The sequence below is a fragment of the Knoellia sp. p5-6-4 genome (assembly GCF_029222705.1).
Lineage (GTDB): Bacteria > Actinomycetota > Actinomycetes > Actinomycetales > Dermatophilaceae > Pedococcus_A.
Genome location: NZ_JARGZF010000002.1, coordinates 372,231 through 397,500 on the forward strand (window position 1 = coordinate 372,231; position 25,270 = coordinate 397,500).

22 protein-coding genes and 1 tRNA gene are annotated in these 25,270 nt (G+C 72.6%); 10 read left to right on the top strand and 13 right to left on the bottom strand.

Annotation, left to right across the window (positions count from 1 at the left end; translation table 11 throughout):
* The first annotated feature begins 13 nt into the window (after positions 1-13).
* Positions 14-1,156, top strand: a complete 1,143-nt coding sequence (locus P2F65_RS13215) for a hypothetical protein (protein WP_275808443.1) — start codon at positions 14-16, stop codon at positions 1,154-1,156.
* 5 nt (positions 1,157-1,161) lie between these two features.
* Positions 1,162-1,638 carry an RDD family protein gene (locus P2F65_RS13220; protein ID WP_275808448.1) on the top strand — a complete coding sequence of 159 codons (477 nt, stop codon included), beginning with the start codon at positions 1,162-1,164 and terminating at the stop codon, positions 1,636-1,638.
* Positions 1,639-1,699: 61 nt separating this feature from the next.
* Here P2F65_RS13220 and P2F65_RS13225 read toward each other — a convergent pair whose 3' ends face one another.
* Both P2F65_RS13225 and P2F65_RS13230 read right to left on the bottom strand, forming a co-directional pair.
* On the bottom strand, positions 1,700-3,619 hold the full coding sequence (locus P2F65_RS13225) for a glycoside hydrolase family 15 protein (protein WP_275808451.1): 1,920 nt from the start codon (positions 3,617-3,619) through the stop codon (positions 1,700-1,702).
* 133 nt (positions 3,620-3,752) lie between these two features.
* Complete coding sequence (locus tag P2F65_RS13230) at positions 3,753-5,204, bottom strand: RNB domain-containing ribonuclease (protein ID WP_275808454.1); 1,452 nt, start codon at positions 5,202-5,204, stop codon at positions 3,753-3,755.
* A 116-nt stretch (positions 5,205-5,320) separates the two neighbouring features.
* Here P2F65_RS13230 and P2F65_RS13235 point away from each other — a divergent pair, with 116 nt between their 5' ends.
* Positions 5,321-6,067 (top strand): peroxide stress protein YaaA, encoded by a 747-nt coding sequence (locus P2F65_RS13235; RefSeq protein WP_275808456.1) that lies wholly within the window; start codon positions 5,321-5,323, stop codon positions 6,065-6,067.
* 77 nt (positions 6,068-6,144) lie between these two features.
* On the opposite strand, the gene P2F65_RS13240 is transcribed toward P2F65_RS13235, so the two are convergent.
* Positions 6,145-7,332: an O-succinylhomoserine sulfhydrylase gene (locus tag P2F65_RS13240; RefSeq protein ID WP_275808459.1), complete on the bottom strand. Its 1,188-nt coding sequence runs from the start codon at positions 7,330-7,332 to the stop codon at positions 6,145-6,147.
* Positions 7,317-7,736, bottom strand: a complete 420-nt coding sequence (locus P2F65_RS13245) for a rhodanese-like domain-containing protein (RefSeq protein WP_275808462.1) — start codon at positions 7,734-7,736, stop codon at positions 7,317-7,319. Before P2F65_RS13245 ends, P2F65_RS13240 begins: the two co-directional genes overlap by 16 nt.
* Before the next feature lie 118 nt (positions 7,737-7,854).
* On the opposite strand from P2F65_RS13245, the gene P2F65_RS13250 reads away from it, so the two are divergent.
* On the top strand, positions 7,855-8,958 hold the full coding sequence (locus tag P2F65_RS13250) for a sulfite oxidase (protein WP_275808465.1): 1,104 nt from the start codon (positions 7,855-7,857) through the stop codon (positions 8,956-8,958).
* Between the two features lie 18 nt (positions 8,959-8,976).
* Here P2F65_RS13250 and P2F65_RS13255 read toward each other — a convergent pair whose 3' ends face one another.
* The 8 genes from P2F65_RS13255 to P2F65_RS13290 all read right to left on the bottom strand — a co-directional run bounded on the left by P2F65_RS13255 (position 8,977) and on the right by P2F65_RS13290 (position 14,853).
* Positions 8,977-10,131, bottom strand: coding sequence for a bifunctional RNase H/acid phosphatase (locus P2F65_RS13255; RefSeq protein WP_275808468.1), 1,155 nt, complete (start codon positions 10,129-10,131; stop codon positions 8,977-8,979).
* A 5-nt stretch (positions 10,132-10,136) separates the two neighbouring features.
* Positions 10,137-10,919 carry a C4-type zinc ribbon domain-containing protein gene (locus P2F65_RS13260; RefSeq protein ID WP_345803700.1) on the bottom strand — a complete coding sequence of 261 codons (783 nt, stop codon included), beginning with the start codon at positions 10,917-10,919 and terminating at the stop codon, positions 10,137-10,139.
* A complete protein-coding gene (locus P2F65_RS13265; RefSeq protein ID WP_275808471.1) occupies positions 10,874-11,734 on the bottom strand; it encodes a Nif3-like dinuclear metal center hexameric protein in 861 nt (286 codons plus the stop codon). Before P2F65_RS13265 ends, P2F65_RS13260 begins: the two co-directional genes overlap by 46 nt.
* 1 nt (position 11,735) lies before the next feature.
* A tRNA-Val gene (locus P2F65_RS13270) sits at positions 11,736-11,808 on the bottom strand.
* 59 nt (positions 11,809-11,867) lie between these two features.
* Positions 11,868-12,350, bottom strand: a complete 483-nt coding sequence (locus tag P2F65_RS13275) for a peroxiredoxin (protein WP_275808474.1) — start codon at positions 12,348-12,350, stop codon at positions 11,868-11,870.
* Positions 12,351-12,372: 22 nt separating this feature from the next.
* Positions 12,373-12,801, bottom strand: a complete 429-nt coding sequence (locus P2F65_RS13280) for a DUF3052 domain-containing protein (RefSeq protein WP_275808477.1) — start codon at positions 12,799-12,801, stop codon at positions 12,373-12,375.
* A 118-nt stretch (positions 12,802-12,919) separates the two neighbouring features.
* Positions 12,920-14,335 (bottom strand): PH domain-containing protein, encoded by a 1,416-nt coding sequence (locus P2F65_RS13285; RefSeq protein ID WP_275808480.1) that lies wholly within the window; start codon positions 14,333-14,335, stop codon positions 12,920-12,922.
* Positions 14,332-14,853: a PH domain-containing protein gene (locus tag P2F65_RS13290; protein WP_275808483.1), complete on the bottom strand. Its 522-nt coding sequence runs from the start codon at positions 14,851-14,853 to the stop codon at positions 14,332-14,334. Before P2F65_RS13290 ends, P2F65_RS13285 begins: the two co-directional genes overlap by 4 nt.
* Positions 14,854-14,899: 46 nt before the next feature.
* Here P2F65_RS13290 and fdhD point away from each other — a divergent pair, with 46 nt between their 5' ends.
* Positions 14,900-15,742, top strand: a complete 843-nt coding sequence (gene fdhD, locus P2F65_RS13295) for a formate dehydrogenase accessory sulfurtransferase FdhD (protein WP_275808486.1) — start codon at positions 14,900-14,902, stop codon at positions 15,740-15,742.
* 20 nt (positions 15,743-15,762) lie between these two features.
* Here fdhD and P2F65_RS13300 read toward each other — a convergent pair whose 3' ends face one another.
* Positions 15,763-17,859 (bottom strand): acyltransferase family protein, encoded by a 2,097-nt coding sequence (locus P2F65_RS13300; protein WP_275808488.1) that lies wholly within the window; start codon positions 17,857-17,859, stop codon positions 15,763-15,765.
* Between the two features lie 244 nt (positions 17,860-18,103).
* Between P2F65_RS13300 and aceE the strand changes: the two genes are divergently transcribed.
* The 5 genes from aceE to P2F65_RS13325 all read left to right on the top strand — a co-directional run bounded on the left by aceE (position 18,104) and on the right by P2F65_RS13325 (position 25,221).
* Positions 18,104-20,869 carry a pyruvate dehydrogenase (acetyl-transferring), homodimeric type gene (gene aceE, locus P2F65_RS13305; RefSeq protein WP_275808491.1) on the top strand — a complete coding sequence of 922 codons (2,766 nt, stop codon included), beginning with the start codon at positions 18,104-18,106 and terminating at the stop codon, positions 20,867-20,869.
* A gap of 125 nt (positions 20,870-20,994) precedes the next feature.
* Positions 20,995-21,876, top strand: a complete 882-nt coding sequence (locus tag P2F65_RS13310; RefSeq protein ID WP_275808494.1) for an NAD(P)-dependent oxidoreductase — start codon at positions 20,995-20,997, stop codon at positions 21,874-21,876.
* A gap of 48 nt (positions 21,877-21,924) precedes the next feature.
* Positions 21,925-23,157, top strand: a complete 1,233-nt coding sequence (locus P2F65_RS13315; protein WP_275808497.1) for a helix-turn-helix domain-containing protein — start codon at positions 21,925-21,927, stop codon at positions 23,155-23,157.
* Positions 23,158-23,235: 78 nt separating this feature from the next.
* The gene (locus P2F65_RS13320) at positions 23,236-24,198 is read left to right on the top strand and encodes an ACP S-malonyltransferase (protein ID WP_275808500.1); all 963 of its coding nucleotides are present in this window, start codon (positions 23,236-23,238) and stop codon (positions 24,196-24,198) included.
* A 3-nt stretch (positions 24,199-24,201) separates the two neighbouring features.
* Positions 24,202-25,221, top strand: a complete 1,020-nt coding sequence (locus tag P2F65_RS13325; protein WP_275808503.1) for a beta-ketoacyl-ACP synthase III — start codon at positions 24,202-24,204, stop codon at positions 25,219-25,221.
* Positions 25,222-25,270 lie beyond the last annotated feature (49 nt).

The window sequence follows — 25,270 nt, forward strand, 5'->3', positions numbered from 1 at the left end:
CGGGCGGTGACCCGTGGCGACGGCTCGGCACCTCGGCGGCCAGGACGCGTTTCCGGCTCCGCCCGGCGCGGCACGGCCCGGACCGGACATCGGGCTCGGCGCGCCACGCCTGGTGCCCCTGAGCCCTGACGACCACGCGGAGCCGTCGCTGGGTGACGTGGCACTCGGCGCGTCATCCCTTGGGCTCGGCCTCGCGGGCCGCCTCGTCCGCGCGGGGTCGTCCGTGGTGCGCCCTACTGCGAGTCTGGTGCTGCGACCACCGGGAGTGCCGTCGTTCCTGCAGCCGGCGCGGGTGGTCCAGAGGCTCGGGCGGATCGGCTCCGCCCGGCGACGCTCGCTCGAGCAGGCTGTCTCGGCGCTGCTCGACGATGTCGTGCCGGTGATGGCGGAGGTCATCCTCGGGCGCCTGGACCTCACCGACGTCGTCCTGCGTCAGGTCGACCTCGACGCGGTCGTCGCCGGCGTCGACCTCGACGCGGCGGCCGCACGCCTGGACATCGAAGCGGTGCTGAACCGGCTCGACCTCACCGAGCTGGTGCGCGACCGCGTGGACCTCGACTCCGTGGTGGAGGAAGTCGACCTCGACGCGATCGTGCGCCGGGTCGACATCGGCGCTGTGATCGACCGACTCGACCTCACCGCCCTCGTCCGGCAGCGCGTCGACCTGAATGCCGTTGCGGCTCAGCTCGACATCGATGCCATCCTCGACCGCCTCGACCTCACCGCCCTGGTCCAGGAACGCGTCGACCTCGACGCCATCGTGGCCGGCGTGAACCTCGACGACATCGCACGGCGCCTCGATGTGGAGGCCGTGATCGACCGGCTCGACCTGACGGCGATCGTGCTGACCCGGGTCGACCTCGAGGCGCTCGTCAACGCCGTGTTGGCGCGCATCGACCTCGTGGGCCTGGCCGAAGAGGTCATCGACGCGGTCGACCTGCCCGAGATCATCCGGGAGTCCACGGGCTCGATGGCCTCGGAGACGGTGCGGGGTGCGCGACTGCAGGGCATCCACGCCGACGAGGCCGTCAGCAGAGCCGTGGACCGGCTGCTGCTCAGGCGTGCCCGTCGCCACCCGGGTGGACCGAGCGACCAGCTCGATAGCCCGGGACCGGTCGAGCCTCGTCAGGAACCGCCCGGTCCGGGACACCGGTGAGCGCCGTGACGACGAGCAGCATCTCGCCACTCCCGCCTGAGGCTCGGCCCTACCAGGGGCACCGTGCCGGACTGGTCACCCGCCTGGTGGCGGCGACCATCGACGCGTTGCTGGTCGGTCTCGTGCTCCTGCTGGGCTACGCGGGTCTCGCCACCTTGCGCTTCCTCATCGACCCGCGCACCTTCTCCTTCCCCGAGCCGGGCCTGTTCTTCAGCCTCACCGCGGCCCTCACGGTGCTCGTCGTCTACCTCACGGTGTCGTGGTGGATCACCGGGCGCACCTACGGCTGCCACGTGATGGGCCTGCGCGTGGTGAGCCACAACGGGTCGAACATGAGGTTCCTCGGCGCGCTGGTCCGTGCGTGGTTCTGCGCCTTCTTCCCGATCGGGCTCCTGTGGGCAGCGGTGAACCGCGAGAACCGATCGGTGCAGGACATCGTTCTGCGCACCTCGGTCCTCTACGACTGGCAGCCCCACCGCTGACCGACGAAGCGCACAAGCCAGCCCCGGTGCTGGAGCACCGGGGCTGGCGCACCACGTCCGGTCAGGCCGAGACCTGCGCCCCGGTGCCACTCCTCTGCGGGCTCCAGCCCGGCACGTCGGCCGCGGGCCGCGGAACCGTCAGGGCCGGCATACCGCTGTCGAGCTGCCGGTCCAGCGTGATGGCGGCGTCGATCATCGCGAGGTGGGTGAACGCCTGCGGGAAGTTGCCGATCTGCTCGCCGGTGAGCGCGATCTCCTCGCTGTAGAGGCCGACGTGGTTGGCGTAGGTGAGCATCTTCTCGAAGATGACCCGTGCCTTGTCGAGCTGGCCAGCGCGGGCGAGCGAGTCGACGTACATGAAGGTGCACAGGGAGAAGGTGCCCTCCGAGCCGCGCAGCCCGTCGGGCGACGCGGCCGGGTCGTAGCGGTAGACGAGGCTGTCGGTGACCAGCTCGTCCTCCATCGCCGCGAGCGTGGAGGTCCACAGCGGGTCGTTGGGAGTGATGAACCCGACGGCGGTGGCGCGCAGCAGCGACGAGTCCAGCACGTCGGTGCGGTAGTGCTGCCGGAAGGCCTGCCGCTCGGCGCTCCAGCCCTGCTCCATGATCTGCGTGTAGATGGCGTCGCGCTGGCTGCGCCACTGGTCCACGGGCGCCGGCCTGCCGTGCTCGGTCGCCAGCCGGATGCCACGGTCCAGCGCGACCCAGCTCATCAGCCGCCCGTAGGTGAAGTTCTCCCGACCACCACGGGTCTCCCAGATGCCCTCCTCGGGCTGGTCCCAGTTCTCGGCGAGCCAGTCGAGCAGGTTGGCGATGCGCAGCCAGCCGCCGTGCCCCGCCTGGATGCCGCGCTGGTCGGCGAAGTAGAGGCTGTCGATGGCCTCGCCGTAGATGTCGAGCTGCAGCTGGTCGGCGGCGCCGTTGCCGATGCGCACCGGGGCCGAGCCGCGGTAGCCCTCCCAGTGGTCGAGCACCTCCTCGCTCAGGTCGGACGATCCGTCGACGCGGTACATGATCTGCAGCGGGCCGGTTGCCGTGCCGACCTGCTCGTGCACCCGGTCGCGCAGCCACGTGGCGAACGCCGCCGCCTCCTCCCGGAAGCCCAGCCCGAGGAGTGAGTACACCGAGAAGGAGGCGTCGCGGATCCAGGTGTAGCGGTAGTCCCAGTTCCGCTCACCGCCGATCTGCTCGGGCAGCCCGACGGTCGGCGCCGCGACGAGGCCGCCGCTCGGGGCGTACGTCATGAGCTTGAGCGTGATCGCCGACCGGTGCAGCGACTCCCGCCACCGCCCGGTGTAGGTCGACTGCGCCAGCCACCGCCTCCAGAACGCCACCGTCTCGTCGAACAGGTTGCGCACCTCGGCGACCCGCAGCTGCCGCGGCGGCCCCTCGGAGCCCGTCTCGACCACCAAGCCGCGCATCTGTCCTGCCATCAGGGTGAGATCGGCATGCAGGTCGCCGGAGTCGCTCATCGAGACCTGGGCCAGCCGCTCGTCCTCGGGCTCGCGCACCAGGTGCACCGTCATGGCGGTGCTGGTGCCCTTGAACACCGCCCCCGCGTCCGTCACCTGGGACTCGTGCCGCTCGCGCCCGTAGTCGAAGCGTGGTGCGAGGTCGACCTCGAAGGTCATCTGCCCGCGCACGCAGCGCACCATCCTCACGATCCGGTGGCGGTTCGTGGCCACGGTGCTGCTCGACACCGGCATGAAGTCGACGACCTCCCCCACCCCTGCCTCGGTCATGTACCTCGTCACGAGGATCGCCGTGTCCGGGAAGTAGAGCTGCTTGCGGGTGAACGCCTCGGCGGTCGGCCGCACCCGGAAGTGGCCGCCCCGGCGGTGGTCCAGCAGCGCCCCGAAGATGCTTCCCGAGTCGAACCTGGGGGCGCAGAACCAGTCGATCGACCCGTCGGTCGTCACCAGTGCTGCCGTCTGCAGGTCACCGATGAGCCCGTGGTCGGCGATGAGCGGGTAGTCGGTCATGTCAGTCCTCCGGTCCGGTCGCGGTCTGTCCTGACCACTCTCGGAGCACGCCCGGGCGCGACACCTCACCCCCGGAGGACGAGCCGGGTGTGCCGCGCGGCCCGGCCACGCGGCATGCCGGCCGCTTGTGCGGTTATGCCGGGCCGGCCACCGCGAAGCGCACCGTGCTCGTCGCGATGTCGGCCGCGACCAGGCGGGCCTGCACCGTGCTGCCGAGCTCGGCGCGGCCGTCGGCCATGGCGACCACGGCGGGCTCGTGCAGCTGGATCAGGACCCCCGAGCTGTTGCGGTCGTCGACGACCACGGCGTCGAAGACCTCGCCCACCCGGTCGGCGAGCACCGCCGCCTCGACCGCGTCGGCGCAGGCGCGCTCGACCGCCCCGGCCACCCGGTCGGAGGACTGCATGGCCTCGGGCAGCGTCGGCAGCGCCTCGCGGACCCAGGCGGGCACCTCGGCTCCGCGGCACAGTGCCTCGCACACCACCAGGCCGAACCGGTCGACCAGTCGGCGCAGGGGCGCGGTGACGTGCGCGTAGGGCGCGGCGACGGCGGCGTGGTCGGGTGCCTGGGGGGCCTCACCGTCGAACGGGGTGTAGCCCGCGCCGCGGAACAGGGCGGTGGCCTCGTGGACGAGCGCGAGGTGCAGGGGGTTGGTGCGGTCCAGCGACCGGAGGAACTCACCGTAGGGCTGCTCCTCGTGCCACTGCACGCCGAGGGCCCGGGCCTCACGGCGGAAGCGCGCCATGGCTGCTGGCTCGGGCGCCGGCATGGTCCGCAGGATGCCGACACCACCCTTGAGCATGATCTCGGCGGCGGCCATGCCGGCCATCAGCGACAGCTGCGCGTTCCAGTCCTCGGCCGCCACCAGGGGCCGGAAGTGCAGGCGGTAGTGGTCCTCGCCGTCCTCGGACACTTCCTGCTCGGGCATCGGCAGGCTGGCTCCACCGCGCGTGCGCTCCAACGCGATTCGCTTCTCCCCGACCTCCTTCAGCAGCACCAGGACCTCGTCGGCCGTGCCCCCGTCGACGGCCTCCTGCACCCCGTGGTAGTCGTGCCGCTCCCGGCTGCGGACGAGGGCCCGGTAGACCTCGGCGGACGCGGCCTCGCCGTCCGGGACGAGCCGCAGGTCCCAGACGTAGGCGGGACGCACCTGGTCGGGCAGCAGGCTGGCGGCGTCCTCGCTGAGCTCCGGTGGGTGCAGGGGGGTCCGCCGGTCGGGGGCGTAGATCGTCTGGCCGCGCCGTCGCGCCTCGTCGTCGAGGGCGCCGCCGGGCGCGACGAACGCCGGCACGTCGGCTATGGCGTAGCGGACCCGGTAGCCCTCGCCGTCACGCGCGAGGTGCAGGGCCTGGTCGAGGTCCATCGACCCCGGCGGGTCGATGGTGACGAAGGGCACGGAGGTCTCGTCGCGGTCGGGCAGCGCTGCGGACGTGACCACCGCGCGAGCCTCGGCGAGCACCTCGGGCGGGAACGCCTCGGGCACGCCCTGCTCGGCGCGGATCGCGTCGAAGCGGGCGCGGAGCTGCTCGGACTGGGCGACGCTGGTCGCCGTCCCGGGTGGGGCGAGCTTGATGGGGCGAGGCATGCCAGCAACCTACCGAGCGTCACGCCGACCGGCCCGTCACGCGCGCCGGGCCCAGGTCCCGGCAGGGGCCGAGGGCAGTGCCAGTGCCCCCGAGACCCCCGCCTACGCTGGTGCGCGTGCTCATCCTGCTGCCACCCTCGGAGTCCAAGACCGGTCGCACGCGGGGCCGCCCCCTCGACCTCGGGGGGCTCTCCTTCCCCGAGCTCAGCGACACCCGCCGCGAGGTGATGTCCGCCCTGGCGAAGGTCTCGGCGCACCCCGACGCGCCTGCGCTGCTAGGCGTCTCCCCCACCCTGACGGCCGAGGTCGCGCACAACCTCGCCCTCGACAGCGCCCCCGCCCTACCCGCCGCAAGGGTCTACACCGGGGTGCTCTACGACGCCCTCGACCTCGCCTCGCTCGACACCGCAGCCAAGCGCCGCGCCAACCGCTGGCTCGTCACCGTCTCCGCGCTGTTCGGCGCGGTACGACCCAGCGACTCGATCGTTCCCTACCGCCTGTCCATGGCCGTCAACCTGCCCGGTGTGGGACCCCTGGCGAGCACGTGGAAGCCCGAGCTGGCGCAGGTGCTGCCCCAGGCCGCCGGCCGGGGGGTCATCGTCGACTGTCGGTCGAGCACGTATGCCGCGGCGTGGGCTCCCAGCGGTGACCTTGCCGACCGCTGGGTGCAGGTCCGGGTGCCGGGAGCCACCCACATGGCCAAGCACACCCGCGGGCTGGTGGCCCGCCACCTCTGCCAGGTGGGCGCCGACCCACGCACCGTGCCGGCCCTGGCGACCACGCTGGAGCAGGCCTTCGACGTGCTGGTCACCGAGCCACGTCGAGCGGGGCAGCCGTGGGTGCTCGATGCCACTGCCCGCTGACTCGGCTCGCAGCCCCGTTCGGGGTGTTGGCGCGCGTCACGATGCGCGGCATTACCCCGGACGAGCAGGACGGAGCCTCAGCCCAGGGCTGCGGTGACGTCCTCCACCAGGTCGGCCGGGTCCTCGAGGCCGATGGAGATGCGGATGGTGCCGTCGGTGATGCCCACGGCCGCCCGCGCCTCCGGGCTGAGCCGGCGGTGCGTCGTGGTCGCCGGGTGGGTGACCATCGACTTGGCGTCGCCGAGGTTGTTGCTGATGTCGACGATGCGCAGGGCGTTCATCACCGCGAAGGCCTCGTCCTTGCCACCGTCGATCTCGAACGTGACGACGGTGCCGCCACCGGACATCTGTGCCCTGGCCAGCTCGTGCTGCGGGTGCGACTCCAGCCAGGGGTAGACGACACGGCGGACGCGCGGGTGCGCCGCCAGCGCGCGGGCGAGCGTGAGCGCGGACTCGGCCTGGCGGTTCACGCGCAGCGACATCGTCTCGAGCCCCTTGACGAGCACCCAGGCGTTGAAGGGCGACATCGCCGGCCCGGTGTGCCGCATGAGGTTCTTCACCGGCCCGTCGATGAACTCCGCACGACCGAGGACGGCTCCCCCGAGCGCGCGGCCCTGCCCGTCGATGTGCTTGGTGGCGGAGTAGACGACCACGTCGGCGCCGTGTTCCAGCGGCCGCGAGAAGACCGGGGTGCCGAAGACGTTGTCGACGACCACCTGGGCGCCGGCGGCGTGCGCGAGGTCGGAGACCGCCCGCATGTCCACGAGCTCCTGCATGGGGTTGCTCGGCGTCTCGAAGAAGACCGCGGCCGTCGGCTCCGAGAGCGCGTCCTTCCACTGGTCGAGGTCGGGGCCGTCGACGAACACCGTCTCCACGCCCCACCGCGGCAGGATCTCGTCGAGGATGACGAAGCACGAGCCGAACAGCCCGCGTGAGGCGACCACCCGGTCGCCCCGGCCGAGCAGCGCCGACAGCGCCACGAAGACCGCGGACATGCCGGAGGCGGTGGCGAAGCACGCCTCGGCGCCCTCGAGCAGCCGCAGTCGCTCCTCGAACATGGCGACCGTGGGGTTGCCGTAGCGGGAGTAGATGAACTTGTCGATCTCGTCCTTGAACGCTGCCTCGGCCTGCTCGGCGCTGTCGTAGACGAACCCGGAGGTCAGGAAGATGGCCTCGGCCGTCTCGTCGAAGCCGCTGCGCATCAGCCCGCCCCGCACCGCCAGGGTGTCGGGGCGCAGGCCCTCCCCGCTCACCCCTGCCGCCACGGGAGCCCCTCGTTCTTCCAGCCGGCGACCGCACGGTGGCCGTGCTCGTCATGCGGCCCCTCGAAACCGTGGAGGACGTTGTATGCCGGTCCGAGACCGGCCGCGGTCGCGGCCTTCGCGGCGGCCACCGACCGCACCCCCGAGCGGCACAGGAAGTACAGCGGCGCCCCGTCGGGCAGCCCGGCCGAGCGCAGCTCGTCGACGAAGCCGTGGTTCACCGAGCCGTCCGGGTAGCGCTGCCACTCCACGCAGAGGACCTTCCGGCCCAGCACGCTGAGATCCGGCAGCCCGACGTAGCTCCACTCGGCGGTGGTCCGCACGTCGACGAGGACCGCGTCCCCGTCTTCGCCGAGCACGGCATACGCCTCCTGCGGTGTCACGTCACCGGCGTAGCTCTCGTTCATGCGACCAGCCTAGGCGAGTGGCCACATGCCGAGACTGTCGGCCCACGTCGTGGACGGCGCTGGCCCCCTCCCCCGTCCTCGCCTCCCGGCGTACGCTCGAGGGGCGGAGGTGGTCACCATGGCAGTCACTCCCAGCCGCCTCGAACCGGGGCGCGTCGCCGGGCCGGGCGAGGGCATCAGCCTCGAGGAGCTGCTGCTCGCCAGCCGGAACCACGCGATGCCGCAGGAGGCCCTGCGGGACGACCTCACGCCACCTGGCCTGCACTACGTCCTCACGCACTACGACATCCCCGCGGTGGACCCGGCGACCTGGCGACTGCGCCTCGACGGCTGCGTCGAGCGCCCCCTCGAGCTCGACCTCGAGTCGCTGCGCTCGATGCCCGCCCACACCGTGCGCGTGACGCTCGAGTGCGCGGGCAACGGACGGGCGGCGCTCGCGCCGCGCCCGGTCAGCCAGCCGTGGCTGGCCGGCGCCGTGGGGACGGCCGAGTGGACCGGCGTGCCGCTGGCCGACCTGCTGCGCGACGCCTCTCCCGCCGGCCAGGCGGTCGACGTCGCGTTCACGGGGGCCGACCACGGCTTCGAGCGCGGGCTCGAGCAGGACTACGAGCGAGGCCTCTCCCTGGCCGACGCGACCGCCGACGACGTGCTGGTCGCCTACGAGATGAACGGCGCCCCCCTGCCGCCCCAGCACGGCTTTCCGGTGCGCCTCGTGGTGCCCGGCTGGTACGGCATGGCCCACGTGAAGTGGCTCGTGCACATCCGGGTCCTCGACGAGGCCTACGACGGCTACCAGAACGCGGTCGGCTACCGGCTGCGGCAGGAGCCCGACGAGCCCGGCGACCCGGTCACCCGGATCGAGCCCCGCGCCCTGCTGGTGCCGCCCGGTGACCCCGACTTCCTCACGCGCGAGCGCATCCTCCGGCCCGGGCCGGTCACCCTCACCGGCAGGGCGTGGTCGGGCTGGGGCCCGGTGGTGGCAGTGTCGGTCAGCACCGACGACGGGGACACCTGGGTCGAGGCCGAGGTCGAGCCCGGCGACCACCGCTGGGCATGGCGCCGGTTCTCGCTCCCGTGGACCGCGACCCGCGGCACCCACGTGCTGCGCGCCCGCGCCCGGGACGACACCGGGCGCGAGCAGCCACTGGCACCCCGCTGGAACCTCGGCGGGTTCACCAACAACGCCGACCAGCCCGTGGTCGTCCACGTCCTCGACGCCTGACGCGCCGTCCAGGCCCCGTCAGGTGCGGTTGGTGAAGGCCACCGACGCGTTGCCGTCGGCCCAGACCTCCACCGCAGTGAGCGACCCCGGGGCCGCGGCCAGCCGCCAGATCGTCTCGTGCGGCATCTTCAGCAGGTGCGCCAGCACGGTCATGATCGGCTTGCGGTGGCAGACCACCACCGTGATGCCGCCGGCGGCGACGCAGCGCTCGAAGGCGGCCAGCACCCGCTTGGCCATCTGCTCGTGCGTCTCTCCCCCGGGCCGGGCGTAGCCGGGGTCGTTGCGCAGCGCCTGCAGGGCCTGCGGGTCCTCCCGCACGAGGTCGGCGACGCTCGCTCCGTCCCAGTCGCCGAAGTTCTGCTCGTCCCAGTCGGGGTCGACCTCGGGCTCGAGACCGGTGGCCTCGGCCACGGCTGCCCCCGTCTCGACGGCGCGGGTCAGCGACGAGGTCACCAACCGGGCCGGGGCGCCACCGAGCAGGTGGGCCGCTGCCCGGCCGGCCGCCGCGGCCTGCGAGCGCCCGGAGGCGTTCAGCGAGGGGTCTGCGCCGCCGCGGCCGTCGAGCCGGCCCTCGGCGGTGAAGTCCGTGACGCCGTGGCGCACGAGGAGGATCCGGGTCGGGGTGCCGAGGTCGGGGCCCACCCCGACCGGGGCCGAGGTGCCCGAGGGCGCCGGGTCGACCACCTCGTCGACGGCCTCTGCGACGCTGGTGTCGGGCGTGCCCTCCTCGGTCGCGACCAGGCGGCTGAGCGTCACGCCGTCCATGCCGCGGTTGGACAGGGCATCGGCGAGCTTGTTCTTCTCGCGGGGGATCCACTCGAAGGTCACGGACCCGCCCGCGCGGCTGATCTCGGCCACGACGTCACGGGCCACCAGCGCCAGGCGCCTCATGTCCTCGTGCTTGATCTTCCAGCGGCCCGACATCTGCTCGACGACGAGCTTGGAGTCCATCCGCACCCGGATGTCCGCCGCAGGGTCGATGCCCTGCGCGGCCCGCAGTCCCTCGATGAGGCCGGTGTACTCGGCGACGTTGTTGGAGGCCTGGCCCAGTGGCGCGCAGCCCTCGTGGAGCAGGTCGCGGCTCGTGCCGTCGAGCACCACGGCGCCCCAGCCGGCCACTCCCGGATTGCCCCGCGAGCCCCCGTCCGCCTCGACGACGAGTGTGCGGCCCACGCCCGTCAGAGGCCCGACTCGGCGGTGCGCACGAGGATGCGGCGACACTCCTCGCAGCGCAGCACCTCGTCGGCCGCGGCCGCCTTGATGCGGCTGATGTCCACGGAGTTCAGCTCGAGCTGGCAACCGCCGCAGCGCCGGTGGCTCAGGGCAGCCGCGCCCAGGCCGCCACTGGCAGCCCGCACCTTCTCGTAGAGCGCGACGAGGTCCTCACCCACCCCGGCCACGACGTCCGCCCGGGGGGCTGCCACGCGCACCGCCTCGGCCTCGAGGTCGGCCACGGCGGAGTCGTGGGCTGCCCGGGCCTCCTCGAGCTTGCCCAACAGCTCGGCGTGCTTGCCCTCCAGCCGCGCCAGCTCGGTCTCGACCGCCTCGGCCCGCTCCATGATCTCGATCTCGACGTCCTCGAGCTCGGCCTGCCGCCGGGCGAGGGACTGCATCTCGTGCTGGAGGGCCTGCAGGTCCTTGGCGGTCCCGGTGCCCGAGTCGAGCCGAGCCTGGTCGCGGGCCGCACGGTCGCGCACGAGCTGCACGTCGGCCTCCGCCTTCGCCACCTCGCGCTGCACGTCGCTGAGCTCGGTGCGGACCCGCACGAGCTCGGTGTCGAGGAGCTCGGCCTGCGTGTGCAGGTCCTTCAGGGTCGCGATCTGCGGGAGCGTCTTCTTCGCGTGGGCGATCTGGTCCAGGCGGGTGTCGATGGCCTGCAGGTCGAGCAGTCGCCACTGGCGGGACGGGTCGGCTTTCAGGACGTACCTCCGGGAGCCTCGGCCCCGACCACGAAGTCCCACGGGTCGGTGCGCAATCTGGAAATGTGGGTCTCCACCGTAGTGCCCGCGTCCCCGAGCTCGGCAAGTGCCGCCCGCAGCCTCTCCTCGACACTGGTGAGCCACACCGACTCGGTCGCCCAGTGGCCGGCGTCAACGAGGTAGGGCGGCCCGCCACGGGACTCCTCCCGCGCCTCGAGCACCGGGTGGTGGCGCAGGTCGGCGGTGACGTACACGTCGGCGCCGCTGGTGCGGACGTGCTCGAACATGTCGTCGCCGGCCCCACCGACGACCGCAACTCGTCGCACCGTCGCGTCGGGGGGCCCGGCCACCCGGATGCCGCCCGCAGCCCGGGGCAGGGTGGCACACAGGGAAGTGGCGAAGTCGGCGAGCGATGTCGGGCCCGGCAGCATGCCCACCCGGCCGAGGGGCTGCCCCTCGACGTCGGCCAGGGGTTCGAGGGCGGTGAGCCCGCACGCCGCGGCCAGCGCGTCGCAGACTCCGGGCGAGGCGATGTCGGCGTTGGTGTGCGCGACGTAGAGCGCCACGCCCCCGCTGACCAGGCTCGTGACGCTGGCGCCCTTGGCGGTGGTCGTCGCGACGCTGTGCACGCCCCGCAGGAGCAGCGGGTGGTGGGTGACCAGCAGGTCGGCACCGCACTCCCGGGCCTCCTCGATCACGGCGAGGGTGGGGTCGACCGCGAAATGGATGCGGCGCACGGGCTGGGCGGGGTCACCGGCCACCAGGCCCACCTGGTCCCACGACTGCGCGGTCGAGGGCGGGTAGAGGCCCTCCAGGGCGCCGACGACGTCGGCCAGGGTCGGCTGCTGGTGCTGCACGTGGGCCCGGCCGGGCTCGAACCGACGACACCCGCGGTGTAAACGCGGTGCTCTACCAACTGAGCTACAGGCCCCGGGTGGGCAGGCACGGGCCGGCCCGCCGGGTGTGGTGGGTCATTCTGTCAGCACGGCCTCACGCCAGCTGCTTGAGGGCCTCGTGGTAGCCGGAGAAGTCGCGCGCCTCGCCGATGGGGTTCACCAGGCTCCAGCGGACGGTGCCCTCGCGGTCGATGAGGAAGGTCCCGCGCAGCGCTGCGCCGGCCCTGTCGTTGAAGACGCCGTAGGCCTGGGCGACCTCGCCGTGCGGCCAGAAGTCGGACAGCAGCGGGAAGAAGTAGGCCTCCTTGTCGGCCCAGGCGCGCTGGCTGAACATGTGGTCGCACGAGATGGCGAGCACCTGCACGTCGTCGGAGACGAACGACCCGAGGTCGTCGCGGATCTCGCACAGCTCACCGGTGCAGATGCCCGAGAAGGCGAAGGGGTAGAAGACGAGCACAACGTTCTTCTGGCCCCGGAACTCCGACAGCGAGATGTCCTGGCCGTTCTGGTCCTTCAGGGTGAAGTCGGGAGCGGTGGCGCCCACGGCGAGCGCCGTCGGGTGGGTCGTCTGCGTCATGCCGGCCAGTGTGCCAGCCGGTTCAGCGCCGCGCCGACTTGGGGGCGACCAGCTTGGTGGCGGTCCAGTCCTCGCAGGCGTTCACCGTGCCCGAGGTGTGCAGGCCCGCCGTCGTGGCGGCCTCCTCGATGTCGCTGGCGTCGACGTGGCCCGAACGACCCGCCTTGGGGCTGAGCACGACGATGAAGCCGTGGTCGGCGAGGTTGGTGAGGGCGTCCACGACCATGTCGACGAGGTCGCCGTCGTCGTCACGCCACCAGATCATGGCGGCATCCGCGACGTCTCCGTAGTCCTCGTCCTCGAGCTCGTTCGTCGTGAGGTCCTCGATGGCGAAGCGCAGGTCGTCATCGACATCGGAGTCGTAGCCGAACTCCTGGATGACCTGCCCCACGGTGAAACCCAGCTTGCCCGCCGCACTCCCCGGCGCCGCCGCTTGCGCGGAGGTACTCACACCCTTCTCCGTCCTCGCTTCTGGACCTGTGCCGCACAGTCCACCCGGTTCTAGGCCCTTCGCGCAACCGATTGCCGAGATTCCCACCCGTTTGGCCATCCCTTGGGCAGGGCCGGCCTCACCGCACCCGCTCCCGCGCCCGGCCGGAGCGGCCGACCTGAGTGTTCAGAAGCCGGGTGGCCTCGCCGGCGTCGAGGTGTCGCGCGCGTGGCCGAGCGGGCCCGGGGGTGGTCAGCACCTCCACCGTCGCCAGCCCCAGCCGCCTCTGCAGCGGTCCCTGCCGCAGCCGCAGCGACTGCACCCGGGCGTGGGGCACGACCTCCACGAAGCGGCGCACCCGTCCGCCGCGCACGAGCAGCGCGTCGGGTGTCACGGCATACCCGTGCCGCCGACGGACCAGCGGGCTGAGCCACACCGCCCGTTGCGGCGCCACCGTGTATGCCGTGCTGCCGGGTGGGAGCCCACCCTCCCCTTCCGGCGCTGCCACGCCCGCGCCGGTCATGCCGGCCAGCGCGGCGCTCACGTCGCCGTCCGGTCGCAGCACCCGCAGGGTCGTCAGGGCCTCCTGCACGGTCCCCACCGGCAGCAGGACGGTGGCTCCGTCGTCACTTCCCTCGCCGACGCCGGCGACGTTGACCTCGATGCGCCACCAGCCCGGTGCCCGCCAGAGCACCGGCTGCCGGACGGCGACCGCCTGGACACGGTGCACGGGCACGCTGCTCGTCTTCAGCTCGGTCAGCCCGCGGCTGACGTGGATGCCGTCGTGGTCGCGCTGCAGGCGGAACTCCCACTCGCGGACCAGCTCCTGGACCGTGTTGCCGCCGAAGGCCAGCAGGGCGGGGCCGACGACCGCGACGACTCCGCCGCGCCCTGTGGCCAGCGCCCACAGCAGGGTGGGCACGCCCACGAGCACCGCGAGGGTGCGACCGCGGAACAGGGTCGCCTGCAGCAGCCGCCGGCCCGGCACGCGCACCAGCGTCAGGCTGCCCTGGTCCGCGGACCGGTCGTCGGGGAGGGATGCCGTCTCTTCCGGGGCGCGCTCGTCTCCGCGGCCGGCCAGGGCCATGAGCCGGCGGCGCACCTCGTGGGCGTCCGCGTCCGGCAGGTAGGCGAGGCGGGCGTCCGATCCCGACCCGGCCGACTGCACGCGCACCTCGGACAGCCCGGCGAGCCGGGCGAGGAGGGGGCGGCGCAGGTCCACGGCCTGGATCCGGTCGTAGCGGACCTGCCGGTGCTGGCGCAGCACGAGCCCGGTGCGGACCTCGAGCGTGCTCGCGCCGATCCGGAACCGGGAGACCCGCCACGACATCCACGAGGTGAGCACCAGGATCAGCAGGCCCGCCGCGGCCAGCACCCCGAGCAGGGTCAGCGGCGGCCCCTCCGGGACCTGCGAGGCGCCCATCCAGGAGTCGAGCTGGTTGCTGAACAGCCACGCGCCGGCCGCGACGAGGGCGAGCCCCCCACGCAGCAGCGGCGAGAGCGGGTGCAGGCGACGCCAGCCGTCCGTCGGCGGGGCGGGGTCGGGTCGGGTCACAGACCGGCCCGCTGCGACTCGCCGCGCTCGGTCAGCCGCGCCCGCAGGGCCTCGGCCTCCTCGACCGGCAGGCCCGGGATGCTGCCGCCGCTGCGGGGCGACGCGGTGTGGATCTGCACGCTGGCCAGGCCGAAGTGCCGGGCCAGCGGGCCCGACTGCACGTCGGCCAGCTGGAGCCGGCCGTAGGGGACGCTGACCAGGCTGCGCCAGAGGCGTCCGCGGCGGATGACGAGCTCCTCGGCCTGCTCGGCCCAGCTGATCGCCGCGACCTGGCGGCGCACCAGCCACAGCAGCCACAGCCAGGCCGCGACGGCACCCCCCGCCACGACGAGCAGCGGCGACCACGCCGACACCGCCCACAGGGCGACGGCGGCGGCGAGCAGGACCCCGCACACCACCGACGCCAGGACCGACCGCGCCGTCGCCAGCTTCGGCGAGACCCCGCGCCACGTCGGCCCCTCGTCGCCGTAGAGCGCCACCGGCTCCCAGCCCGGCTCCCTCCCCTGCTCCCTGTCCACGGCTCCACTATCGGCCATGGCTCCCCCACGGCATACAGTGCGTGTCGTGGGACGGGTCACGAGGCGTGTGCCGAGCACCCGGGTCGTGGTCGACGAGCCGGGAGGCCCGACCGTGTCGAGCCGCCCGGACACGCTCGCCGTCGAGGAGCCGCTCGAGATCCGGGTGGACGGCACCTCGGTCTACGTCACCATGCGCACCCCGGGCGACGACTTCGACCTCGCCATCGGCTACCTGCTGACCGAGGGGGTGGTGCCCGACGCCGATGCGGTGCACCACGCCATGCACTGCCTCGACGAGGACGAGACCGGCTCCCCCACCTTCAACGTCGTCGACATCACCCTCGCGCCCGGCACGGTGCTCGACACCTCGCGCACCGAGCGCTCGGGCAGCTACACCAGCAGCGCCTGCGGGGTGTGCGGCAAGACCAGCATCGACGCGATCACCACCAAGAGCCGGTATGCCGTGGCGCACGACCCGGTGCGCCTGTCACCGGAGACCGTGGCGGGGCTGCCCGACGCCCTCCGAGCGCAGCAGAAGGTCTTCGACCGCACCGGCGGCCTGCACGCCGCGGGCATCTTCACGGCGGCGGGCGAGCTGCTGGCCGTGCGCGAGGACGTGGGGCGCCACAACGCCGTGGACAAGGTCGTCGGCTGGGCCGGCCGTGAGGGCCTGCTTCCCCTGTCGGGCCACGTGCTCGTCGTCAGTGGACGGGCGAGCTTCGAGCTGACGCAGAAGGCCGTCATGGCCGGCATCCCTGCGCTGGCCTCGGTGTCCGCCCCGTCGTCGCTGGCCGTCGACCTGGCCGAGGAGGCGGGCATGACGCTGGTCGGGTTCGTCCGGCCGCCCCGCCTGACGGTTTATGCCGGCGGCCACCGCCTCGGGCTCTGACCCAGACGGGCGCCCGGTCCCTAGAGGGACGCCTCGATCCGCTGGGCGAGCGCCCGGCCCGCCGACGCGCTGAACCCCTCGGTGAGGTGGTGCGTGTCGCGGTAGATGATGCGGCCCTCGGGGCTGACCACCTGGCAGCGCTCGGTGGGGCAGATGACATCCGTCATGTCGACGAAGCCGATGCCCTTGCTGCCGGCCGCCGCCTTCCGCTCAGCCTCGTAGAGCACCTGGTCCTGGTGCGCGTTCGTCGCACGCTCGAACGAGCACCGCTCGACGTCCTTGGGGTGCTTCGAGAGGCAGGACGGCACGTCCTGCCCGGGCCAGGGCACGTCGCGCAGCACGACGATGCGCGGGGCGATCTTCCCCAGCTCGGCGAAGGAGCGCTCGGCGCCCTCCTGCCACACCGGCCCGACCGTCTTCTCTGTCGTGAGGGACCCGTCGGGCAGCACCACCCGGGTGTCGTAGTTCTTGTAGCGGCCCACGACGACGGCGTCGAGGTCGGGGATGGAGGCGAGGCGCTCGATGACCTTCTCGCGCCACTCGGTGCAGGACGCGTACTCGGTCTTCTCCTGGTCGAGCCACACCGGCACGTCGTTGATGCTGCAGGACGCCTTGCCGAAGAAGTAGACGGTCCAGCCCTTGGCCTTGGCCGCGCTGGTCATCGCCGCGCGCCAGTTCGTCGCGTGCGAGTCGCCCACCAGCGCGATCGTGCGCTTGCCACCGTCGGCCGGGCCGACCCGGCACTTCGCCGCCGGGGGGACCTGCGCCCCACCATGGCCGTTGTAGCAGCCGTCCACCGGCGGGGAGTCCTTGCGGGCCTCCTCCGGCCGGGTCGGCGAGACCTTCCCGGCCGGGGCCGTGCTCGAGGTGCCCGGGGTGGCCACGACGGTCTCCTCGGAGACGGTGGACCCCACGGCGAGGCCACAGCTCGTGACCAGTGCCACGCCCACGAGCGCGCCCCCGGCACGCAGCGAGCGCCCCCTCGAGACCTTGAGGAAGCCCGCGCTGCGCATGGGCTGCTCGACCAGGTAGTGGCTGATGACGGCCAGCGCGAAGGACAGCGCGACCGCAGCGAGGACCAGCGGCCAGGGTGCCGCGCCGGTGCCCGTCGCGCTGGGCGTGCCGAAGCGGGCATTGACCAGCACGAGCACGGGCCAGTGCCAGAGGTACCACGCGTAGGAGACCCGCCCGATGTAGCGCAGCACGGGGTGTGACAGGGCCCGCGCGACCCCCTGGTCGGGCAGTCGCGCTCCCGCGCCGACCAGCAGGGCTGCGCCCAGCACGGGCACCAGGGCTGCCGTGCCCGGGAACGGCGTCGCCTCGTCCATGACGAGGGCCGATCCCACGATCATGACGACGCCGGTCACCGCCGCGGCGTGGGCGGCCAGACGCGGGAGGCGCGGCAGCACCGGGCGGGCGAGGGCGAGTGCCGCCCCGATCCCGAGCTCCCAGGCGCGGGTGTGCAGGCCGAAGTAGGCGAAGGCGCTGCCGGACTCGGTCTGCTGCCAGGAGGCGACGAGCGAGACCGCGATGAGGACCGTGAGCGCCAGGGTGATCCGGCGGACCGCCACACCCCAGGCCCGCTTGGCGAGCCCGGACCGGCCCACCAGCAGGATCAGCAGCAGGGGCCAGACGATGTAGAACTGCTCCTCGACGCTGAGCGACCAGTAGTGGAGCACCGGGCTCTTGTCGGTGTCTGCCATGTACTGGGTCGACTCGGCGGCGAAGCGCCAGTTGGCACCCCACAGGGCGGCGCCGGCGAGGTCGACCGCGATGCCCTTGCGGTCGATGGGCGGCACCAGGAGGTAGGACGCCAGCGCGGTGGCCGCCAGCACCAGCGTCGAGAGCGGGAGCAGCCGGCGCACGCGACGGGCGTAGAAGTCGGCCAGCGAGACCGTGCCGGTGCGCGCGATCTCGTCCACGAGCAGCCCGGTGATGAGGAAGCCGGAGAGCACGAAGAAGACGTCGACGCCGACGAAGCCCCCGCTGACCGCGCCCACACCGGCGTGGAAGACGACGACCAGGAGCACGGCGATGGCCCGCATGCCCTCGATGTCACCGCGGAAGCGGTTGCGCAGCTGGCGCCTCGTCTGGGGAGGCGCCGACTCTGGTCTCATCGTGGTCGCAGGGCACATACGGGCGACGAGTATTCCGAACTCGGCGCCCGGCTGGCCAATCGAGACGGCCCCACCGGGCCGCGGCGCGCCTCGGGCCCGACTCCCCTCGTGGACGTTCCCCCAGCACAGAGCGGGGTACCACCCAGTAGCCGACCCTGGTTGTGACGTCCACCTCCTTTGGGGGGAAGATGGTTGGTGGCCGCTCGGCACACCAGCGGTCGACGCCCGAGAAAGGACCGACGACGTGGCCGCACGCGATCAGGCCGGACCCATCCTGAACGGCCTGCCCAGCCAGCTGCCGGACATCGACCCAGACGAGACCCAGGAGTGGCTCGACTCCCTCGATGGGGCCATCGAGGAGGGTGGCCGGACCCGTGCGCGCTACCTGATGCTCAAGCTGATCCAGCGTGCGCGGGAGAAGCAGCTCGGTGTGCCGTCGCTGACCGCGACCGACTACATCAACACCATCCCGCCGGAGCGTGAGCCCTGGTTCCCCGGTGACGAGGAGGTCGAGCGCCGCTACCGCGCCTGGCTGCGCTGGAACGCCGCGGTCATGGTGCACCGCGCCCAGCGCCCCGACATCTCGGTGGGCGGCCACATCTCCACCTACGCCTCGGCCGCGACCCTCTACGAGGTGGGCTTCAACCACTTCTGGCGCGGCAAGGACCACCAGGGCGGCGGCGACCAGATCTTCTTCCAGGGCCACGCCTCCCCCGGCATGTACGCCCGCGCGTTCCTCGAGGGGCGGCTCAGCGAGCAGCAGCTTGACGGCTTCCGCCAGGAGAAGAGCCACCTCGTCGACGGCAAGCCGCTCGCGCTGCCGTCCTACCCGCACCCGCGCCTGATGCCGGACTTCTGGGAGTTCCCCACGGTGTCGATGGGTCTCGGCCCGATGAACGCCATCTACCAGGCCCAGTTCAACAAGTACCTCCAGAACCGCGGCATCAAGGACACCAGCCAGCAGCACGTCTGGGCCTTCCTCGGCGACGGCGAGATGGACGAGCCGGAGTCGCGCGGCCTGCTGCAGCTGGCCGCCGGCGAGGAGCTCGACAACCTCACCTTCGTCATCAACTGCAACCTGCAGCGGCTCGACGGCCCGGTGCGCGGCAACGGCAAGATCATCCAGGAGCTGGAGTCGTTCTTCCGCGGCGCCGGCTGGAACGTCATCAAGGTCGTCTGGGGCCGAGGCTGGGACCCGCTGCTGGCGCAGGACCGCGACGGTGCGCTGGTCAACATCATGAACCAGACGAGCGACGGCGACTACCAGACCTTCCGCGCCAACGACGGCGCCTACGTCCGGGAGCACTTCTTCGGCCGCGACCCGCGCACCCGCGAGATGGTCAAGGACTGGAGCGACGAGGACGTCTGGTGGAAGCTCAAGCGCGGAGGGCACGACTACCACAAGGTCTACGCCGCCTACAAGGCTGCGATGGAGCACACCGGCCAGCCGACGGTCATCCTCGCCAAGACCATCAAGGGCTACGGCCTCGGCAGCCACTTCGCCGGCCGCAACGCCACGCACCAGATGAAGAAGCTCACGCTGGACGACCTCAAGGGCCTGCGCGACAGCCTCAAGCTGCCGATCACCGACGAGCAGCTCGAGGCCGACCCCTACCGTCCGCCGTACTTCCACCCCGGTGAGGACGACCCGACGATCCAGTACATGAAGGAGCTGCGCCAGAAGCTCGGCGGCTCCCTCCCGAAGCGCGTCGTCGACCACAAGCCGCTCGAGCTGCCCTCGCACGACTCCTACGCGGTCGTGAAGAAGGGCACCGGCAAGCAGCAGGTCGCCACGACGATGGCCTTCGTGCGCCTGCTCAAGGAGCTCATGCGCGACAAGGAGTTCGGCAAGCGCGTCGTGCCGATCATCCCGGACGAGGCCCGCACGTTCGGCATGGACTCGTTCTTCCCGACGATCAAGATCTACAACCCGCACGGGCAGCACTACACCTCGGTCGACGCCGAGCTGATGCTGGCCTACAAGGAGTCGGCGCAGGGCCAGATCCTGCACCTCGGCATCAACGAGGCAGGCTCCCTGGCGGCCTTCACCGCGGCCGGCTCGTCCTATGCGACGCACGGCGAGCCGATGGTGCCGATCTACGTCTTCTACTCGATGTTCGGCTTCCAGCGCACCGGCGACTCGATCTGGGCGGCCGCCGACCAGATGACCCGCGGCTTCCTCATCGGCGCCACCGCGGGCCGCACGACGCTGACCGGCGAGGGCCTGCAGCACGCCGACGGCCACAGCCCGCTGCTCGCCGCGACCAACCCCGCGGTCGTCACGTACGACCCGGCGTTCGCGTTCGAGATCGGGCACATCATGGAGGACGGCCTCCGGCGCATGTACGGCGAGAACCCGGAGAACGTCATCTACTACCTGACGGTCTACAACGAGCCGATGGCCCAGCCGGCCGAGCCCGAGCACGTCGACCGCGAGGGCATCCTCAAGGGCATGCACCTCTACGCCCCCGGCAACAGCGAGGGCCTGGGCGAGACGCCGCCGCGCGTGCAGCTGCTGGCCTCCGGTGTCGGTGTGCCGTGGGCGCTCGAGGCGCAGGAGCTGCTCCGCAGCGACTGGGGCGTCGTGGCCGACGTCTGGTCGGTCACCTCCTGGAACGAGCTGCGTCGCGACGGCCTGCGCTGCGACGAGCAGCGGTTCCTCCACCCCGACCAGGACGTCCCGGTGCCCTACGTCACGCAGCGCCTGCGCGAGACCCGCGGGCCGGTCGTGGCCGTGTCCGACTACATGCGGCAGGTCCAGGACCAGATCCAGCCGTGGGTGCCGACCGAATTCGCCTCCCTGGGCGCCGACGGCTTCGGCTTCTCGGACACCCGTCCGGCGGCCCGGCGCTTCTTCCACATCGACGGCCCGTCCGTCGCGGTGCGGGCGCTGCAGATGCTGGCCGCCCGCGGCGAGGTCGACGCCCACGCCGCGCGCGAGGCGGCGTCCCGCTACCGGCTGCTCGACGTCACCGCCGGCACGTCCGGCACGGCCGGGGGCGACGCCTGACGGCACCTCGCTGCACGACCCGGTATGCCGCCCGCTCACCTGAGCGGGCGGCATACCTGCGTCTGGGCCGGGACGTTCCGCTCCCCACCGTGCGGGCGTGCTCGCGCGACGCGAGGATGGGTGACATGTCGAACCTCTCCCCCGACCAGCGACGCGTCGCCGTCACCGGCGCGGCCGGGCAGCTCGGACGTGCCGTCGTCCGCCACCTGCGCGACCAGAGCTGGGACGTCCTCGCCCTCGACCGCCGGCTGCCGGAGGGCGACCCCGGCGAGTACCTCGCCGTCGACCTCACCGACTACGGACAGGTCCTGCCGGCGCTGACCGGCGGCGTCGACGAGCACGGACCGGTGGCGGCGGTGGTGCACCTCGCGGCGATCCGCGCGCCCGGGCTGGTGCCCAACGCGACCACCTTCGCCAACAACGTCCCGTCGACCTACAACGTCTTCGCCGCCTGCCGGGCCGCCGGCATCCGCAACGTCGTCTGGGCCTCCAGCGAGACTGTGCTCGGCCTGCCGTTCGACACGCCGCCGCCCTACGCGCCGGTCGACGAGGACTACACGCCCCGGCCGGAGTCGACCTACTCGCTCGGCAAGACGCTCGAGGAGGAGATGGCGCGGCAGTTCTGCCGGTGGGACCCGGGCCTGAAGATGGTCGGCCTGCGGTTCTCGAACGTCATGGATCCCGACGACTACGAACGGTTCCCGGACTTCGACCGCGACCCTCAGCTACGCAGGTGGAACCTGTGGGGCTACATCGACGCCCGTGACGGCGCCCAGGCCGTGCGCCGGGCGCTGGAGCACGACGCCACCGGGGCCGACGTCTTCGTCATCGCCAACGCCGACACCGTGATGAGCCGCTCCAGTGCCGAGCTGATGGCCGAGGTGTTCCCCGGCGTCGAGGTCCGCCGCACCCTGGGCGAGCACGAGACCCTGCTGTGCATCGACAAGGCACGGCGTGTGCTGGGCTACGAGCCCGAGCACTCCTGGCGGGACGCGGCCGGAGCCTGACCGGCGCCCACGGCGCCGTTGTGGGCGGCATACAAATAGAGTGCGGGTATGCCGTCCGCCCAGGCGCCCGTGTCAGCCGCCACGATGCGCCGTGTCGAGCGTGGCGCGGGCGACCTGTCGAGCGCCGCCATCCGCAGGATGGAGACCAGCCACGACTGGTACCGCGCCCTGTCCGCCGAGGACCGCTCGTGGGTGGGGCTGGTCGCCCAGGCCGGCATCGCCGCCTTCATCTCCTGGCTGCGCGACGGCGGAGGCCAGCAGCCGGTGACCGCCAACGTGTTCGGCACCGCCCCGCGGGAGCTGACCCGCTCGATCAGCCTCAAGCAGACGCTCGACCTCGTGCGCTCGGTGGTCGACGCGGTCGAGGAGCACGCGACCGAGCTCGCCGAGCCCGGGGGCGAGCAGGCACTGCGCGAGTCGGTGCTGCGGTACAGCCGCGAGATCGCCTTCGCCGCGGCCGAGGTCTACGCGCACGCGGCCGAGGCCAGGGGCGCGTGGGACGCCCGACTCGAGGGGCTGGTCGTCGACGCGGTGCTGCGCGGGGAGGCCGACGACTCGATGCAGTCGCGGGCGGCGGCCCTCGGGTGGGGCTCCACGACACGCGTTGCCGTGGTCGCCGGCAGCAGCCCTCCGGGAGGCTCGGCGGGCGTCGTCGACGGGCTGCGCCGCTCGGCGGCGAAGCTCGGGGTCGACCTGCTCGCCGCTGTGCAGGGCCGACGCCTGGTGTGCATCCTCGGCAACGTCGACGACGCGCTGGCCGCCGCCGGCGAGCTCGGCGGGCACTTCGGCGACGGCGCGATCGTCGTCGGCCCGACGGTGCCACACCTGTTCGCCGCAGGACGGTCGGCCCGTGCCGCGCTCTCGGGCCAGTCGTGCGCCCACGCGTGGCCGGAGGCTCCTCGTCCGGTCTCGGCCGACGACCTGCTGGCCGAGCGGGTGCTCGTCGGCGACGCCGCGGCCCGCGTGCAGCTGCTCGAGCGCATCTGGAGGCCCCTGTCGGACAGCAGCGGGGCCAACCTCCTGCAGACCGCGGCCGTCTACCTCGAGGGCGGCAACGGCCTCGAGGGCACGGCACGCCTGCTGTTCGTGCACCCCAACACCGTCCGCTACCGGCTGGGCAAGATCGCCGACCTCACCGGGTACGACCTCACCGACGCCCACGACGCCCACACGGTGCGCATCGCCCTGGCGCTGGGGCGGCTCGCCTCACCCCCGCACCGCGCCGGCCCCGCGCCGCGGACGGGTCAGAGTGCCCCGGCCGCCGACGCACCGCAATTGTAGGAATCCTCCAACACCGGCACGTGATGTTGGTGGCGTTCGGTCACGGTGCGGTCACGGCCCGGACGGAAGGCTGGGGGTGTGCTCGCGATCGTCTGCCCTGGACAGGGCTCCCAGACCCCCGGCTTCCTGACGCCCTGGCTCGACCTGCCCGCGGTGCGCACCCGGCTCGAGGCGCTCTCGGAGGTGGCCGGCCTGGACCTCGTGGCCCACGGCACGACCTCGGACGCAGACACCATCAAGGACACGGCCGTCGCCCAGCCGCTCATCGTGGCGGCCGGCCTGGCCAGCCTCCCTGCCCTCTTCGGTGACGTCGACCCCGCCTCGGCGGTGGCCGTGACGGCGGGGCACTCGGTGGGCGAGATCACCGCGGCGGCCTTCGCCGACGTCCTCTCCGACGCCGACGCGATGGCCTTCGTCCGGGAGCGGGGCCGCGGCATGGCGGCGGCCAGCGCCGTGACGCCCACGGGCATGAGCGCCGTCCTCGGCGGGGACCCCGACGAGGTGGCCGCGACCCTCGAGCGCCACAGCCTGACGCCGGCCAACAACAACGGCGCCGGACAGGTCGTCGCGGCGGGCACCCTCGAGCAGCTCGCCGCGCTCACGGCCGACCCCCCGGCCCGGGCCCGCGTCATCCCCCTCCAGGTGGCGGGCGCCTTCCACACCACCCACATGGGCCCCGCTGTCGAGGCCCTGGGCCGGCAGGCTGCCGGGTTCAGCACCAGCACCCCGACGGTTGCCCTCGTGTCCAACGCAGACGGCACGGTCGTGCGCGACGGCGCCGAGGTGCTCGCACGCCTCGTCAGCCAGGTGAGCAACCCGGTGCGCTGGGACCTGTGCATGCAGACGCTGGCCGACCTCGGCGTCTCCGGCCTCATCGAGCTGCCGCCGGCGGGCACCCTCGTCGGCCTGGCCAAGCGGGGCCTCAAGGGCGTCGAGACCCTCGCGCTGAAGAGCCCCGACGACCTCGAGGCCGCCCAGCGCATGCTCCGCGAGCACGGCGGCCAGCCCGCCCCCTCCCCCTCTGTCGAGCAGGAAGCCTGAGCCATGACCCCTCTCGCCCCGAAGGGCACCGGCACCCCGGTCACCACCACGGGGGCGGCCCACGCCCGCATCATGGGCGTCGGCGCCTACCGCCCGGAACGGATCGTCCCCAACTCCGAGGTGATCGAGAAGATCGACTCCTCGGACGAGTGGATCCGCGAGCGCTCCGGCATCATCAGCCGCCGCTTCGCAGCCCCCGACGAGACGGTCGTCGACATGTCCGAGCACGCCACGCGCGAGGCACTGGCCATGGCGGGGCTCGAGGCGGGTCAGATCGACGCCGTCGTCCTCGCCACGGTCACCCACCCCTACCAGACGCCAGCCGCGGCGCCGATCCTCGCCGACCGCCTCGGCATCCAGGCGGCAGCGTTCGACATCTCGGCCGCGTGTGCCGGCTACTGCCACGGCATCGCGCTGGCCAACGACATGGTTCGCGGAGGCAGCGCCACGCACGTGCTGGTCGTGGGCGTCGAGAAGCTCTCGGACTTCACCGACCCCTACGACCGCGGCAGCGCGTTCATCTTCGGCGACGGCGCCGGTGCCGCGATCGTCGGACCGTCGGACACCCCGGCCATCGGCCCCACCGTGTGGGGCTCGGACGGCTCGCAGTGGAAGACGATCTCCCAGCGCGACAGCTGGATCGAGACGCGCGAGAAGCAGATCGACTTCCCCGCCATCACCATGGCCGGGCAGTCGGTGTTCCGCTGGGCGGTCTGGGGCATGGCCCCCGTCGCGCAGAAGGCCCTCGATGCAGCCGGCGTCCGCGCCGAGGACCTCGACGCCTTCATCCCGCACCAGGCCAACATGCGGATCATCGACGCGATGATCAAGCAGCTCAAGCTGCCGTCCGACATCGCCGTGGCCCGCGACATCGCCGAGACCGCCAACACCAGCGCCGCCTCCATCCCCCTTGCGACCGAGCGGATGCTGCGTGAGGGGTCGGCGCCCCGCGGGGGCCTCGCGCTCCAGATCGGCTTCGGCGCCGGGCTGGTCTACGCCGCACAGGTCGTGGTCCTGCCCTGACGTGACTCCCGCCGGTCTGACGGGTGTATCGGGCCACAGCAGAGACGCA